This is a genomic window from Actinosynnema sp. CA-299493 (genome assembly GCF_050946825.1).
In the GTDB taxonomy this organism is placed as follows: Bacteria; Actinomycetota; Actinomycetes; order Mycobacteriales; family Pseudonocardiaceae; genus Actinosynnema.
Window position 1 is genome coordinate 2,885,074 of the sequence record NZ_CP191993.1, and the last position, 14,981, is coordinate 2,900,054.

General features: G+C 73.6%; 13 protein-coding genes. 11 read left to right on the forward strand and 2 right to left on the reverse strand.

Annotation, left to right across the window (positions count from 1 at the left end; translation table 11 throughout):
* Positions 1-14: 14 nt before the first annotated feature.
* From ACQPYE_RS13615 to ACQPYE_RS13665, 11 genes are all read left to right on the forward strand, one after another.
* A complete protein-coding gene (locus tag ACQPYE_RS13615) occupies positions 15-524 on the forward strand; it encodes a SigE family RNA polymerase sigma factor (protein WP_498721486.1) in 510 nt (169 codons plus the stop codon).
* A complete protein-coding gene (locus tag ACQPYE_RS13620; RefSeq protein ID WP_498721487.1) occupies positions 524-1,474 on the forward strand; it encodes a hypothetical protein in 951 nt (316 codons plus the stop codon). The genes ACQPYE_RS13615 and ACQPYE_RS13620 overlap by 1 nt, the downstream gene beginning before the upstream one ends.
* A 219-nt stretch (positions 1,475-1,693) precedes the next feature.
* Complete coding sequence (locus ACQPYE_RS13625; protein ID WP_498721488.1) at positions 1,694-2,521, forward strand: DMT family protein; 828 nt, start codon at positions 1,694-1,696, stop codon at positions 2,519-2,521.
* Complete coding sequence (locus ACQPYE_RS13630; protein ID WP_498721489.1) at positions 2,518-3,471, forward strand: polysaccharide deacetylase family protein; 954 nt, start codon at positions 2,518-2,520, stop codon at positions 3,469-3,471. Before ACQPYE_RS13625 ends, ACQPYE_RS13630 begins: the two co-directional genes overlap by 4 nt.
* Complete coding sequence (locus ACQPYE_RS13635) at positions 3,468-4,847, forward strand: O-antigen ligase family protein (protein WP_498721490.1); 1,380 nt, start codon at positions 3,468-3,470, stop codon at positions 4,845-4,847. The genes ACQPYE_RS13630 and ACQPYE_RS13635 overlap by 4 nt, the downstream gene beginning before the upstream one ends.
* A gap of 1 nt (position 4,848) precedes the next feature.
* Positions 4,849-5,892, forward strand: a complete 1,044-nt coding sequence (locus ACQPYE_RS13640; RefSeq protein ID WP_498721491.1) for a glycosyltransferase family 4 protein — start codon at positions 4,849-4,851, stop codon at positions 5,890-5,892.
* An 11-nt stretch (positions 5,893-5,903) separates the two neighbouring features.
* Positions 5,904-6,821 carry a YveK family protein gene (locus ACQPYE_RS13645; RefSeq protein ID WP_498721492.1) on the forward strand — a complete coding sequence of 306 codons (918 nt, stop codon included), beginning with the start codon at positions 5,904-5,906 and terminating at the stop codon, positions 6,819-6,821.
* Positions 6,815-8,137, forward strand: coding sequence for a glycosyltransferase 87 family protein (locus tag ACQPYE_RS13650; RefSeq protein WP_498721493.1), 1,323 nt, complete (start codon positions 6,815-6,817; stop codon positions 8,135-8,137). The genes ACQPYE_RS13645 and ACQPYE_RS13650 overlap by 7 nt, the downstream gene beginning before the upstream one ends.
* A 67-nt stretch (positions 8,138-8,204) precedes the next feature.
* Entirely contained in the window at positions 8,205-9,596 is a 1,392-nt protein-coding gene (locus tag ACQPYE_RS13655) for an oligosaccharide flippase family protein (protein ID WP_498721495.1), read from the forward strand.
* The gene (locus ACQPYE_RS13660) at positions 9,593-10,681 is read left to right on the forward strand and encodes a glycosyltransferase (RefSeq protein WP_498721496.1); all 1,089 of its coding nucleotides are present in this window, start codon (positions 9,593-9,595) and stop codon (positions 10,679-10,681) included. The genes ACQPYE_RS13655 and ACQPYE_RS13660 overlap by 4 nt, the downstream gene beginning before the upstream one ends.
* A 259-nt stretch (positions 10,682-10,940) precedes the next feature.
* On the forward strand, positions 10,941-12,032 hold the full coding sequence (locus ACQPYE_RS13665; RefSeq protein WP_498721497.1) for a glycosyltransferase family 4 protein: 1,092 nt from the start codon (positions 10,941-10,943) through the stop codon (positions 12,030-12,032).
* A 5-nt stretch (positions 12,033-12,037) separates the two neighbouring features.
* Here the strand turns inward: ACQPYE_RS13665 and ACQPYE_RS13670 are convergent, their stop codons facing one another.
* Together ACQPYE_RS13670 and ACQPYE_RS13675 are read right to left on the reverse strand one after the other, a co-directional pair.
* Positions 12,038-13,504: a putative glycoside hydrolase family 15 protein gene (locus ACQPYE_RS13670; RefSeq protein WP_498721498.1), complete on the reverse strand. Its 1,467-nt coding sequence runs from the start codon at positions 13,502-13,504 to the stop codon at positions 12,038-12,040.
* Positions 13,486-14,901 carry a sugar transferase gene (locus ACQPYE_RS13675; protein WP_498721500.1) on the reverse strand — a complete coding sequence of 472 codons (1,416 nt, stop codon included), beginning with the start codon at positions 14,899-14,901 and terminating at the stop codon, positions 13,486-13,488. Before ACQPYE_RS13675 ends, ACQPYE_RS13670 begins: the two co-directional genes overlap by 19 nt.
* Positions 14,902-14,981 lie beyond the last annotated feature (80 nt).

The window sequence follows — 14,981 nt, forward strand, 5'->3', positions numbered from 1 at the left end:
GGGGAGGGCGACGGGTGGGGCGCGACGAGGAGTTCTCCCGGTTCTTCGCGAGCCGGTTCGACCAGGCCCGCCGCACGGCCTACGCGCTGTGCGGCGACTGGCTGGAGGCGGAGGAGATCGCGCAGAACGCTTTCGTCCGCCTCTACGCCCACTGGCCCAAGGTGCGGCGGGAGAGCGCGGAAGCGTACTTGAGGACCATCGTAACCAGGCTGTTCCTCGATTCCCGACGCCGGGGCAGGGGACGGGAGCAGGCCGTGGCCTCGCCACCGGAGTCGACCGTCGAGGCGGACACCTCCAGCGACGAGCGCCAGCCGCTGCTGGCCGCGTTGCGGCACGTGCCGCCGCGGCAGCGGGCCGTGCTCGTGCTGCGGTACGTGCACGACCTGTCGATCGAGCAGGCGGCGGAGGTGCTGCGGTGCTCGACCGGCACGGTGAAGAGCCAGACCGCCCGGGGCTTGCAGACGCTCCGCGAGGCTTATCGCGGCGCGTCCACCCCCAGAGACCGCGTGACGGGGAGTACGTGATGTGGGAGGACGAGCACGAGTTGAGCGGTCGGCTGAAGTCCGAGGTGGACGGGCCGGCGCCCGCCGCGCGCACGGACCTGGCGGACGTGCTCCGGCGGGGCCGTCGCCGGCTGCTGGTCCGCCGCGCCGGGGCGTCGGCGGGCGTGCTGGCGGTCGTCGGCGTGATCGGCTTCGGCACGGCCGCGCTGGGCGACCTCGCCGCGCCGCCGGACGCGCGACCCGGGAGCGACGGGCCCGTGGTGACGACGGCCCCGGCGACCGCCGGTCCGGAGTGGACGACCGTGGACCAGCCGCCGCGCGTCCCGTACGGCACGTTCACCCCCGCGTGGACCGCGCCTCCGCCCGCCGGCCGCGAGATCCTGCGGGTGCCGCAGTGCGACACGGGCCCGGGCGGCAAGTTCGTCACGTGGACCTCGCCACGCCCGCCCGCGTCCGTGCTGGACGCGTGGAGGCTCGCCGTCGCGCGGGTCGCGTCGCCGGCGCGGGTCGACGAGCCGAACACCCGCGTCACCCCGGCCGACGAGGCGAAGCGCCCCGACTCGGTGGAAGGGCACGTCCAGTGGCTCGACATCACCGACGAGCGGGGAACCGGCAGCGTCGACCTGAAGGTCGGCCGCACCACCGTCGACCCGGTCGCGGCGGCCGACGACGAGGCGTTCGCGGAGGGCAACTGCCTCCCGCCGCGACGACTGGTCCGCTCGGACGGCGCGGTGCTCCAGTCCTACCCGATCCGGGTGAGCGAGCCGTTCCAGTCGGTGGCCCGGGTGCTGCGCGTCTACACGACGACCGGCGCGACCTACGCGATCACCGTGAAGAACTACGGCAGCCCGGACTTCGTGGTCCGCGACGAGGACGGCTCGGTCGACCGCACCGGCGCTGGACGCGAGACGCTGCCGTTGACCGAGGAACAGCTCAGCAGGATCGGCCTCGGGATCACCGACGCCGGGTGACGGCCGCCCGTGCCACGAGGCGGACGCCGGGTGACGGCCGCTCGGCGCACGCGGAAATCGTTGTGTAGTCGGGGGGTTAACTCGATCGTGTAGTCACCTATCGCTCGAACGAGTCGAGGTCTTTCGGGTTCTACGCTCCCCTTCCGATATCGGGATCACACCGACCGCTTGCGCGCGGCGGCTGTCTCCACGGGCCGTTATCTCGATGGGAAGGGTCGCGTGACCGGTTACCTCGAACTCGCCGCGTCCGCGGTGCTGTACGCGCTGGGCATCGTCGCCCAGTCGATCGCCTCCCGGCGCGCCGACGACGGTGGCGGCGGCGGGCTCGGGCTGCTCGCCAGGCTCGCCCGCGACCGGCTCTACCTGCTCGGCTTCGCGGGACAGGTGGGCGGGTTCGCGCTGGCGTTCCTGGCCCGCGCCCAACTGCCGCTCTACCTCGTCCAGGCCGGCTCGTCGTGCGCGGTCGGCCTCGCCACGCTGTTCGGCATCGCGGTGCTCGGCTGGCGGGTCCGCGTGATCGAGGTCGTGGTGCTGGTCGTGATGGCGGCCGGGTTGGTGCTGCTCGTCGCGGCGGCCACGCCGTCGCCCGCGCGCGACGTGCCGCAGGGCGCCGGTTTGGTCCTGTTCGGACTGCCCCTGGTCGCGCTCGTCCTGGCGCAGCGCCGGATCGGCGGCGTCGTGCCGCTGGCCGCGTCCGCCGGCGTGGCGTTCGCGGTGGTCGCCATGACCAGCCGCACGCTGGCCGACGAGCCGTTCCCCACCATCCCGCTGTACCCGCTGGCGTGGCTGATGATCATCGCCGCGCTCGTGGGCCAGTCCTACCTGGCGCTGGCCCTGCGCCGCGGCTCGGCCACCTCGACCGTCGCCACCATGGACGCCACCACCGTCGTGCTCACCTCGGTCATCGGCATCGCCGCCCTCGGCGACGCGATCACGCCCGGCCGCGAGTGGTGGGTGGCGCTGGGCGTCGCGTTCGTCGTGTCCGGGGTGCTCCTGCTCGGGTACGCCGACCGCTTCACCACGTCGCCGGCGGAGGTGGCCGGGTGAACACCGCCAGCGTGTCCCTCGACCTCGACAACCTCTGGGCCTACCTCAAGACCCACGGCGACGCCGAGTGGGAACGCCGTCCCAGCTTCCTGCCCACCGCCGTGCCGCGGCTGCTGGAGGTCTTCGGCGCGAACGGCCTCACCACGACCGTCTTCGTCGTCGGCGCGGACGCCGAGCGCGAGGACGGCGCGCGGGCCGTCGCCGACATCACCGCCGCCGGGCACGAGATCGGCAACCACTCCTACGGCCACGAGCCCTGGCTGCACCGCTACACCCGCGACCGGCTCGAAACCGAGCTCGCCCGCACCGAGGAGGCCATCGTGGCGGCGGGCGCGCCGCGGCCGACCGGGTTCCGCGGCCCCGGCTACAGCGTCACCCGCGACCTGCTGGAACTGCTCGCCGAACGCGGTTACCGCTACGACGCCAGCACGTTGCCCACCTGGATCGGCCCGCTCGCCCGCGCCTACCACAACCGCACCGCGCCGACCGGTGGCGAACGCGACCTGTTCGGCGGCTTCTCCCGCGTCCGCGCGCCGAACCGCGCCTACCGCTGGCGCGTCGGCACGGGACTGGTCGAGCTGCCGGTCACCACGATGCCGCTGCTGCGCGTCCCGATCCACGGTTCCTACCTGCTGCAACTGCACCAGCTCTCACCTCGGGTGGCTCGTGCGTACTTCACCGCAGCGCTGCGATTGTGTCGGGCACGTGGCGTTCAGCCGTCGCTGCTGCTGCACCCCACGGACGTGCTCGGCGCGGCCGAGGCGCCCGGCATGGAGTTCTTCCCCGGGATGGCGGTGCCCGGCGCGCGGAAGGTCGAGTTCCTCGGGTGGGTGCTCGGGGCGCTGCGCGAGCACCACTTCGAGGTGATCGGCACCGGCGCCCACGTCGACCGGCTGGACGCGGGCCTGCGCGAGCACGACACCGGGCTGCTGACGCGGTGTGGCGGGTGACGCCGGGGGTGGCGGGTCGGGTGGTGTCGGGGGTGGCGTCGGGGGTGGCCGGCCGGGTGGCGATGGGGGTGGCGGGCTGGGTGGTGCCGGCGGTGATGGGCGGGGTGGCGGCGCGGGTGGCGTCGAGGGTGGCCGGCCGGGTGGCGTCGGGGATGGCGGAGCGGGTGGGGGCAGGCCGGGTGGTGTCGGGAGCGGCAGGGTGGTCGGGGGCGGGGTGGTTGGTGCGGGTGCTGGCGTGCGCGACGGTGTTCGCCGCGCCGTTGGAGGGATACCTCCTCCAAGTGCACGGCCACCTGGCCAAGGTGCCGTCCGCGCTGCTCGTGCTCGTCTGGGCCGTCCTGAGGGTGCGGCAACGTCGCGCGCCCGAGCCGCACCCAACGCACGTGGTCCTCGCGGCGCTCGCCGTCGTGCTGCTGGCGTCGTGGGCGGTGCACGCGGGCGGGCCGTTCGCGACCGGGTACGCCTTGCGGTGGTTGCCGTTCCTGCTGGTCACGGTGGTGCTGATCGACGTCGTCTCCCGTGAGGTGCCGCTGAGGGCGGTGCTCGTCGCGACCGCGGCGGGAGCGGTGGTGGCGGCGGTCGGCGCGTTGCTGGGCATGGTCGCGGAAGGGCAGGCGCGGGCCGCCGGGCCGTTGGAGGACCCGAACGACCTGGCCTACTTCCTGGTCGCCGCCCTGCCGCTGGTGGTCGCGCTGCGCCACCGCGTGCCGACCGCCGTGGCGGCCGTCGTGCTGGCCGCCGGCGCGGCGGCGACGTTCTCCCGGGGCGGCGCGCTGGCCCTCACCGTCGCCGTGGCGTGGCTGCTGGCCCGTCGCGCGGTGCCGCTCAAGGCGTTGGCGGGCGGCGTGGCGGCGCTGGCCGTGCTCGGGGTGGCCGCCGTCCTGTTCGCCGGACCGGAGCTGGACCGGGCGGTGCGGGAGAAGGTCCACGTCGCCGGGACCAACGTGGACACCCGCGAACTGCGCTGGCAGGCCGCCGCGCGCATGGTCGCCGAGCACCCGGCCCTCGGCGTGGGGCCGGGCGGGTTCCGCGAGGGCTACCCGGCCGCCTCGAACAACGCCGAGATCGACGAGCAGACCCCGGTGGCGCACAACATGTACCTGGAGGTCGCCGCCGAACTCGGCGTGCCCGGCTTCGCGCTGTTCGCCGCGCTCCTCGTGCTCACCGCGGTCACCGGCGAACGCGTGCGCCGCACCACCGACGACCCGCTGCCGATCGTCGCCGTCCAGGCGTCCCTGATCGCGGTCGTGGTCGCCTCCACCTTCCTGTCCCAGCAGTACTACCTGCCGTTGTGGTCGCTGGTCGCGGTGGTGGCCGCGGCCGACCTGCGGCTGAGGAGAGCGAGCGACGTTGCGTGTGCTCCACGTGATCAGTGAGATGGGTACCGGCGGCGCCGAAGCGCTCGTCGCCGGGATGGCCAGGTCCGGCAACCAGTTCGGCTGGCAGTCGGCGGTGGCCAGCGGCGGCGGGCACCGGGCCGAGGCGTTGCGCGCGTGCGGCGTGCCGACGTTCACCGTGCCCGTGGCCCGGCGCCGGGCGGCCGGCGTGCTGCGCGCGACCACGGCCACCAAGGCCGCGATCCGCAGCTTCCGGCCGGAGGTGGTGCTGGCGCACAACGTCTCGGCCAGCCTCGTCGCGCGCCTGGCCGTGCTGCCGGGCAGGCTGCCGCTGCTGACGGTGTTCCACGGCGTCGCGGAGACCGACTACACCGGCGCGGCCCGCATCCTCAAGCGCACCTCGCACACCGTCGTCGCGGTCGCCGACGCCACGGCCGACCGGCTGCGGGCGGCCGGCGTGCCCGACCCGGTGGTGATCCCGAACGCGGTGTTCCCGCAACGCGAACGGGTGGACCGGAACGCGGTCCGCGCGGTGCACGGCGTCGCGCCGGACGCGCCGGTCGCGCTGTGCCCGGCCCGGCTCGAACCGCAGAAGCGGCACGACGTGCTGCTGGAGGCGTGGGCGGAGGTGGACGGCGGCGCGGTGCTGTGGCTGGCGGGCGACGGCAGCCTCCGGGACGTGCTGCGCGTGCGCGCCGCCGAGCTGGGCATCGCGGACCGGGTGCGGTTCCTCGGCAACCGCTGCGACGTGCCCGACCTGCTGGCCGCCGCCGACGTCACCGTGCTCACCAGCGACTGGGAGGGCATGCCGATCGCGGTGCTGGAGTCGCTGGCCGCCGGACGCCCCGTGGTGGCGACCGACGTGGACGGCGTGCGGCAGGCGCTGGCCGGTGGCGGTGGCCTGGTGGTGCCGCGCCGCGACCCCGGCGCGACGGCCGAGGCGTTGCGGTCGCTGCTGTTCGACCGCCGGGCCCGGGAGGAACTGGCCGAGGCGGGCCTCGCGTCCGTGCGGCGTGAGCACGACCCGCGTCTGCTGATGCGGTCCTACGACGAACTGCTGCGCACCGCGATCGGAGGGTCATGATGGAGCTGAGCGTGTCGCGGGTCCGGGCCGCGCTGGGGGAGCCGCGCGTCCCGGAGGTCCTGAAACGCCCGCTGGCGCTCAGCCTCGGGATCGCGCTGCTGGTCGCGACCGCCGTGGTGGTCGCGGTCGAGGTGGCGGGCAAGGAGTACGAGAGCCGCGTCGGGGTGCTCGCGGTGCCCGCCGTCGGCGATCCCGACCAGCCGCCCGAGGCGAGCTTCGGCGAGGTCGTCGCCCTGTCGCTGCCCGCGCTGGTCGAGGTGTCGCGCAGCCCGTCCGTGCTGCGGGTCCCGGCCGAGGAGCTGGGCACCACGATCGACGACCTGGCCCGCCGGGTGTCCGTGGAACTGGTGCCCGCCTCCGGCCTGGCCCGGTTGTCCGTGCGCGCCGAGACCGCCGACCGGGCCGCGCAGGCCGCGACCAGGATCGCGCGGACCGTGGTGGAGGCCGACCTGTTCGCGCCCTCCGCCCGGCTGCGGCTGCTCGACCGGCCGGAGACCACCCAGGTCGCGCCGGACCGGCCGCTGGCCTACGGCCTGGCGCTGATCGCGGGCGTGCTGGCGGGCCTGGCCGCGCACGCCGTCGGCCACCTGCGCCGGACCCGGCCCCGTGACCAGGTGCGCGCCGCGCTCACCGCCGGTGGCGTGCGGCGACCGGTGGCCGTGCTGCCCGGTGACGATCCCGGGCTGGCACAGCGGCTGGCGCTGCTGTGCGAGGCGTCCGCCCGGCCCGCGCGCGTCGTGGCGGTGGTGCCGGAGCTGGCCGAACGTGCCGAGGCTCTGGCCGGTGAGCTGCCGGAGAAGACCGGGGAGCCCGCCGACGGTGACGCGGTGATCGCGGTCGTCCCGCGCGGGGGGTCGCAGGAGGAGTTGGCGACCGTGGTGGGCGCGTTGCCGGCGACGGCGACGGTGGTGGCGGTGGTGACGTGCTGAAGACCGTTGCGGCGAAGAGCGTCGCGGTGAAGGCCGTTGTGTTGAGGAGAGTGGCGGTGAAGGCCGTTGCGGTGAAGGACAAGGTGTGGGTGGTCACCGCGTTGGTGGCGCTGGTCGGCGCGGTGGCGTCGTGGCGTGCGTTGCGGCCGTCGTGGCAGGTTCCGCTCCCGACGTCGGCCACCCTGTCCGAGGAACGGGTGCAGGACTTCCGGGACGCGCTGTACTTCCCGATCCGGGAGTTCCTGGCGGGCGGCAACCCGTACCACCCGGCGACGATGCTGGAGCACTGGCCGGTGCGGCAGAGCTTCAACCTCTACCAGCCCTACCACCTGCTGCTGCACGCGCCGTTCGCGCTGCCGGGGTACCGGGTCGGCGCGGTGGCGTTCGCGGTGGCGTCGTTGGTGCTGCTGATCGCCCTGGCGGTGCTGGCGGCCGGCCGGATGCGCCCGCACGTGCCGCCGGCGCTGGGCACGGCGGTGATCGCGACCCTGCTCGTGCTCAGCCAGGTGGGCAAGGCGCAGCTGTACGTCGGCCAGGTGAACCCGCTGATCGCGCTCGGCGCGGCGGGGGCGTTGCTGGCCCGGCGGGACGCGCCCAGGTGGGCGGCGGTCGCGTTGGCGCTGGCGTGGCTCAAGCCGCAGTTCGGCCTGCCGCTGGCGGTGCTGCTGTTCGTGCGCGGGTCGCGGCGGGTGGCGCTGACCGGGACGGCGGTCGCGGCGGTGGCGAGCCTGGTCGTGGTGGTGCCGTTGGTGGCGCGCGGCGGTGGTGTCGGCCCGTTCCTGGACGTGATCGCGGCGAACCTGGCCCACGCGAGCGAGACGGCGTACGGCGCGGTGGACTCGATGACGGCGCAGCGGGTCGACCTCGCGGCGGTGTTCTACCGGGTCACGGGCTGGCTGCCGGGAGGCGCGGAACCGTTCGTGCTGCTGGCCGTGCTGGTGGTGACCGCGGTGCTGGTGCGGCGGCTGGACCGGATGGGCCAGCCCGCGGCGGCGGACCTGCTCACGTGCCTCGCGGTGGTGGCGGCCGTGGTGCACCAGCCGGGTGACGTGCTGATCGCCGTGCCGTCGTTGGTGGCGGTGGGTGTCGTGTGGTGGCGGGGCCGGTGTGAGCGGGACTGGCGGCTCGGGCTGTCGGTGGTGCTGCTGCTGGTTCCGTTCGCGCACCTGCACTTCGTGAGCCAGGCGATCCGGGCGGTGGCGGGGGCGCGGGTGGACGTGACGGTCGACGGGGTGGCCGTGGTGGTGGCGTGGGGGTTGGCGGCGGTGTTCGCGGGTACGCGCCGGTGTTCGGCAGTGGGCACGGTCCGGGCGTGACGCCGGGGTTGGGGGCGGGTCTGGGTCTGGGTCCGAGTCGGGTGCGGGGACAGGGTCGGGTGCGGGTGTGAGCGCGGGGGTGGGAGCGCTGTGGTTGTTCCTGGTCAACCTGGTCGGCAAGGGCAGCCAGATGGCCGTCACGCTGGTCCTGGCGGCGTTCCTCACCGAGGAAGGGCTGGGGCTGGTGGCGCTGGCCGTCGCGCTGGTCAACATCGGCCAGGTCGTCCAGTCGATGGGCGTCTACGACGTGGTCAGCCGGACCGACCGCGACCCGCGCCGGGTGGCGGGCACGTTGCTGGTGCTCAGCGCGGGCACGGGGGTGGTGCTGGCGGTGGCCCTGGTGCTCGCGGCCGACCCGATCGCGCACGCGTTGGACGCGCCGTCGGTCGCGCCGCTGGTCCGGCTGGCGGCGGCGAGCCTGCCGTTCTCGGCGGTGGCCGGCGTGCAGATGGGGCTGCTGCACCGGGACCTGGACTTCCGCCGCCGGCTGCTGCCGGACGCGGGCGGCGCGGTGCTCGGCGCGGCGGTGACGGTCGTGCTGGCGGTGCTCGGCGCCGGGCCGTACGCGCTGGTCGTCGGGTTGCTGTGCACGGCGGTGGCGCAGCCCGTGCTGGGGGTGGTGGTCGGCGTGCGGGTGCGGCCGGTGTGGGACGCGGGCGCGGCGGGCGAGGCGTCGCGGTGGATCGCGGTGGTCGGACCGGGCGCGGTGGTGGCCGTGCTGCTGATCAACGTGGACTACCTGGCGATCGCACGGGCGCACGGACCGGAGGCGGTCGGCGTGTACTCGTTGGCGTACCGGATCGCCTGGGTGCCGTACATCCTGGTCGCGGTGGTGCTGGGCGGGGTGGTGCTGCCCTTGTGCGCGAAGCTGATCCGCGAGGGTGCCGAGCTGTCCGGTGTGGTCGAGCGGTTCACCTCGGCCGTGCTGGTGGTGACCGGCGGCCTGTACGCGGTGACGGCGGCGCTGGCCGACCGGGTGGTGGTGTTCGGGGCGCGCTGGGCGGAGGCGGCCCTGCCACTGGCCCTGTTGTGCCTCTACGGCTTGGGGATCAGCCTGCTGCACCTGTGGTACCAGGTGCTCAAGGCCGCCGGCCACGCCCGTCGTTACCTGGCGCTGGAGGTGAGCCACCTCGTGCTGCTGGTGGGCGGGCTGGCGGTGTTCACCCGGCACGGGGTGGTGGCGGTCGCGCTGGTGCAGGTCGTGGCGGCGTGGCTGGTGGTGCCGTGCACGTGGTGGGCGTTGGCGCGGCGGGGGATCGGCCCGTCGTTGACGTCGCTGGCGCGCGGAGTCGGCGGGGTGGTCGCGGCGGCGGCGTGCTGCGCGGTGGTCGCGTCCGGGATCGGTGACGTGTTCGGACCACCCGCATCCGTGGTGGCCGCGTTGGGCGAAGGGGTCGTGTTGGCGGTGGTGTGCGTGGTGGTCGTGCTGGTGGCGAACCCGGAGGTGGTGCGTCGGTGAGGGTCGTGCACGTGAGCCAGCCCGTGACAGCGGGGGTGGCCGCGGTGGTGCTGGAACTGGCCCGTGCGCAACGAGACCTCGGGTGGTCGGTGACCGTCGTGTCCCCGCCGGGACCGCTGGCCGATCGGGCGCGTGCGCTGGGCGTGGAGGTGCGGGTGTGGCGGGCTCGTCGGCAGCCGGGGATCAGGACGGTGGGGGAGGTGGCACGGCTGCGGCGGGTGTTGCGCGGGCTGGAGGCGGATGTCGTGCACCTGCACAGCTCCAAGGCGGGGTTGGTCGGGCGGCTGGTGGTGCGCGGACGTCGTCCGACGTTGTTCCAGCCGCACATGTGGTCGTTCCAGACGACGGGTGGGGTGGTGGCGCGGGCGGCGAAGGTCTGGGAGCGGGTCGGGGCGAGGTGGACGCACCAGTTGGTGTGCGTCAGTGACGACGAGCTGGCCGCCGGCCGTGCGATCGGGGTGCGAGGGGAGGCGGAGGTCGTGTGCAACGGCGTCGACCTCGACCGGTTCCGGCCGGGGGACCGGGTGAGGGCACGGCGACGGCTGGGGTTGCCGGACGTGCCGACGGCGGTGTGCGTGGGGAGGTTGGTGACGTACAAGGGGCAGGACCAGCTGCTCGCGGCGTGGCCGGCGGTGCGGGCGCAGGTGCCGGGCGCGCGGCTGGTGCTGGTCGGGGACGGCCCGATGGGGGAGAAGTGGCGGGCGGCGTGCGACGACGAGTCCGTGTGGTGGTGGGGGCACGACGACGCGGTCGCCGATTTCTACGCCGCCGCGGACGTGGTGGTGATGCCGTCGAGAGCGGAGGGGATGGCGTTGGTGCCGTTGGAGGCGATGGCGTGCGGGCGGTCCGTGGTGGCGTTCGACGTGAGCGGGGTGCGGCAGAGCGTCGGGGAGGCGGGGGCGGTGTTGGCGGCCGGTGACGTGGCGGGGTTGGCGGAGGCGGTGGCGGTGCGGCTGGCCGATCCTTCGGCGGCGGACCTGGAAGGTGCGCACGGGCGGCGCAGGGTGGAGTTGTTGTTCGATCGGCGGCAGGTGGTGGATCAGGTGGCGATGTTGGTGGACAAGTTGTTGGTGGGAGCGAAGTGAGGGTGATCGGTAGGAGAAATCGAGTCCGGCTCGATGTGACATGGGGCCCTTACGGGCACTCCAGGCAGGCCAAAGCCGGCAGGCCCGGCGGAGAAGAGCGTCCCGCCAAGCCTGCCGGCTTCGTCCAGCCTAAAGCACCCGAACCCATGTCAAATCGGGCCTCGGTGGGGATGTTGCGGGTCCGTTGTGGATTGGGGAGTGGGAAGTGAGCGGGCGGTTGAGGGTGGCGTACGTGTTGACGCAGGACAGTGGGGGGCCGGTGGACGTGACCGTTCGGTTGGCGCGGGCGGTGATGGCGTCGGGGGAGGCGGAGGTGAGGGTGTTCGGGCCCGTGCCCCGGCGGGGGGCGGAGGTGTTGAGCGGGCATCAAGAGGTGGTCGAGGTGGGGGACAAGGCGGATGTCCGGGCTGGGCGGCGGGCGCGGGCGGTGGTGCGGGAGTGGCGGCCGGATGTGGTGCACGCGCAGGACCGGCGGGCGGGGTTGGTGAGTGCGGGGTTGCGGTTCGGGCACAAGGTGGTGCAGACGTACCACGGTGTGCCGGATGACGTGGGTGAGGAGTGGTTCCGAGGGTTGCGGGGGGCGGCGGGGCCTTCCGCGTACACGCGGGCGGTGTTGGCGGCGGATGCCGTGGTGGCGAGGGCGGTGCATCGGACGGTGGTGCCGGCGCAGGCCATGGGGAGGTTCTTGAGCGGGCGGTTGAGGGTGCCGGGGGCGAGGTTGGCGCACATCGACAACTGCGTCGAGCCCGCGCACGTCCAGCCGCCGGTGGGGGTGGTGCGGCGGTTGGTGTTCGTCGGGTTGTTGGTGGAGCGCAAGGGGTTGGCCACGTTGTTGACGGCGCTGGCGTTGCCCGGGGTGATGCCGGCGGACGCCACGTTGACGGTGGTGGGTGACGGGCCGGAGCGGGCGAAGGCGGAGGCGTTGGCGCGCGCGTTGGGTGGGAGGGTGGAGTTCCTGGGGTTCCGGACCGACGTGCCCGACCTGCTGCGGCACCACGACGCGCTCGTGCTGCCGTCCGCGTTGGAGCAGCAGCCGTTGGTGGTGGCGGAGGCGATGGCGGCGGGCAAGCCGGTGGTGGCGACGGACACCGGTGGGGTGGCCGACATGCTCGGGCGGGGTGCGGCACTGGCTGCGCCGGGGGACGTCGACGGGTTGGCCGCGCGGTTGCGCGCGTTGTTCGAGGAACCCCATCCGGGTCGGATCGGGTTGGAGCTCGCTGAGCGGGCGCGGGCGCGGTTCGCGCCGGACGTGTGCGCGCGCCGCCACCTCGACCTCTACCGACAGATCACGGGCATTGCGGGTATCGCGGGTGCTACGGGGGCCACAGGTGCCACGGACGTCATGGGCTGAGTCGGTTATGAGGTCGGGGTTGTTGGGTCGGTTGTTGTTGTTGTTGTTGTTGTTGGGTCGGTGGTGGTGGCGGTGGTTGGTTCGGTGGTCATGGGGTTGGTGGTGGTTGGGGTGGTGGTAGCGGTGGTTGGTTCGGTGGTCATGGGATTGGTGGTGGTGCTGGTGGTAGTGGGGGTGGTGGTCGTCGTGGTGGCGGTGTCGATGGTGGTGGTGCCGGTGGGGGTGATGAGGACGATGGCGTCGCCGGCGGCGATCTCGATGGTGGCCGGGGCCTTGGCGCCGCCGTCGATGTTGACCAGGCCCGGTGGTGGGGTGATCTTCGCGGCTTTGCCGGTCGGGTTCACCGCTACGTAGCCGCCGGTGAAGCGGCGGTCCCACACGCCGGAGGGGAGGCGGTTCGCGGTTTCGGTGGCTTCGCCCAGGGCGGCGTCCTGGTAGCGCGACCAGTCGGGGTTGCGGTAGTCCTTGGTGGTGGCGCCGGACCAGCACGTGTGCGGGCTGGCCAGGAGGGCGGCGGTGGCGTAGCCGACGCGTTCCTCACGTGCCCCCTTGGTGTGGGTGATCAGCAGGAGCCACGTCTCGCCCAGCGCGGCCTGCGACCGGAGTTCCTTCCACTCGTTGCCCTTGAAGGTGAGCAGTTCGCCGGTGCCGGTGTCGCGCAGGCCGAAGTTCTCCTCCATCGCGCCGTCGTAGCGCGAGTGCGCCGTCCACCGTCCTGCGGTCAGGTGGGATTCGGACACGTTCGGGATCAGCATCTTCCCGGCCTTGTGCAGGGCGTCACCGGCCGTGGTGAGGAACGTGTCCATGCCCTCGCGGATCACCCGGTCGGACTCGGCGGCGTCCTCGGTGCCCTTGAGCACGGCCGACGAGTAGTACTTGAGGGAGCTGAAGTCGTTGTCGGCCAGCACGCCGTCCCAGCCCTCGCGCACCACCTCGGCGGTGACGGCGTCGCTCCACGCCTTCTGGTAGGCCGGGTCCCACACGGTCATCTGCCAGTGCTTCGGGTAGGAGTTCCACTCGATCCGGTTGTTCTTGGTGTCCACCGCGAACCAGTGCGGGCTCTCGCGCTGGGCCTTGAAGTAGCCGATCCCGGTGGGCAGGAACGGCGCGTCCACGTCGCCCACGACCGCGCCGGGGTAGTTGCGCGCGCTGGAGAAGTCCTTGTAGACCAGCACCTTGATCTTCGGGTTGAGCTGCTTGAGCCGGCGCAGCGACATCGTCTCGGTGGCGTTGAGCACGACGAGGCCGTAGTGCTGCGCGGCGAACGTGATGTCGCGGTTGGACGGCGGCTCGCCGATGCCGTACCACCAGCCGCACGGCGCGAGCGCCTTGGGCAGGGGGCCGAGCGGGGCGTGCGGCGGTTTGTCGGCGGCGGCGCCCACCGTGCACGCCGCGCTCGGCGCCAGGAGCGCGGCGGCGCACAGCAGGCCCAGGAGGCGGTGGGGTCGTCGGTTCAGCGGGTCCTTCGGCACAACAGCTCACCCACCGTCTGCAACAGGATTTTCACGTCCAGCCACAACGACCAGTTGGCTATGTAGTAGTTGTCGTACCGGGACCTGTCGACAATCGAGGTGTCACCCCGCAGACCGTGCACTTGCGCGAGCCCGGTCAGCCCCGTGGGAACTCGGTGGCGGGCCCAGTATAGCTCGTGGATGGCCGAGAACTCCCGGACGAAACCGGGGCGTTCCGGGCGCGGTCCCACGATGGACATGTCGCCCTTGATGATGTTCCACAACTGGGGCAATTCGTCCAGCGAAGTGCTGCGCAGGAATCGTCCGATTGGTCCGACCCGGCGATCTCCGACCACCGACCAGGTGACTTGGGAATCGTCTTCGCCGTTCATCCTCACGCTGCGCAGCTTGTAGAGCACGAATGGCTGATCGTCCATCCCGACCCGGACCTGGCGGAAGACCACCGGCCGGCCGCTCTCCAGCAGCACGGCCAGCGCGCACAGCCCGATCACGGGGGAGAGCACGACCAGCGCCACGGCGGCCAGGACCACGTCCATGGCGCGCTTGACCCACCAGCTCGGCCTGCTGGTGGGCGCGGTGCCCAGCCGCATCAGGGGGTAGCTGCGCAGCCGTTCGATGTCCGGCCCGTCCTGGTGCAGCTCGAACATCCGGGGCACGACCAGGGTGGTGCAGCCGAGCCGGTGCGCGGTGATGGCCGAGTCGACCACCGACGACTCGCGGGCGTGCGAGAACGCCAGCACGACCGTGCCGACACCCAACCGGGTGATCGCGTCGGCCAGGTCCTCGTCCATCAGCCCGACCGGCAGGGCGGCGCGGTCGAGCGCGGGTTCCGGGTCGACGAAGCCGACCGGGCGCAGGCCGAACTCCGGGTGCGCCAGCATCGCGCCGACGAGGTCGACCCCGACCTTCCCGGCGCCCACCACGATCGTGCGGTCGCAGCGGTCGAACCTCCGCCGGCACCAGCGGCCGAAGGCGAACACGAGCAGCCGCGCCGGTTCGCTCAGCGCGGCGAACGCCAGGACCGCCCACTGCGTGGCGAGGGCGGTGCCGGGCGACGCGCCGCCGGCCATGCCGGCCAGCGTGACCAGGGCGAACGCCACGGCCGTCGCGCCGAGCGAGCGCGGCAGGTCGTGGAACCAGGACAGCCACAGCCGCCGGCGGTACAGCCGGCACGCGGCCCGCACGCCGAGCAGCGCCGCCGCCACCACCGCGGTCCACCGCGCGCCCGGCGAGTACCGGGCCGCCACGGCGGCCACCGCGGTCACGTCCACCGCGACCAGCAGCACCGCCACCGCGTTCACCCGCCGCAGCAGGTCCGACCCCGACACCTCGCGGGGTCGCTGGTGCCGCCACCTCGACACCGGGGTCGGGGTGGTCGCCGAGCCGACCCCGCTCACCTCGGACCGCCCTTGCCAGGGACCGAGCGCGTCCCGTCCACGCCACGCCACATTCGGACGACGTCCTTCCCGCCATGAAC

Bases quoted from the DNA above. Each gene is read 5' to 3' on its own strand.
- ACQPYE_RS13620 (WP_498721487.1), top strand. From the start codon at position 524: ATGTGGGAGGACGAGCACGAGTTGAGCGGTCGGCTGAAGTCCGAGGTG.
- ACQPYE_RS13640 (WP_498721491.1), top strand. From the start codon at position 4,849: ATGGGTACCGGCGGCGCCGAAGCGCTCGTCGCCGGGATGGCCAGGTCC.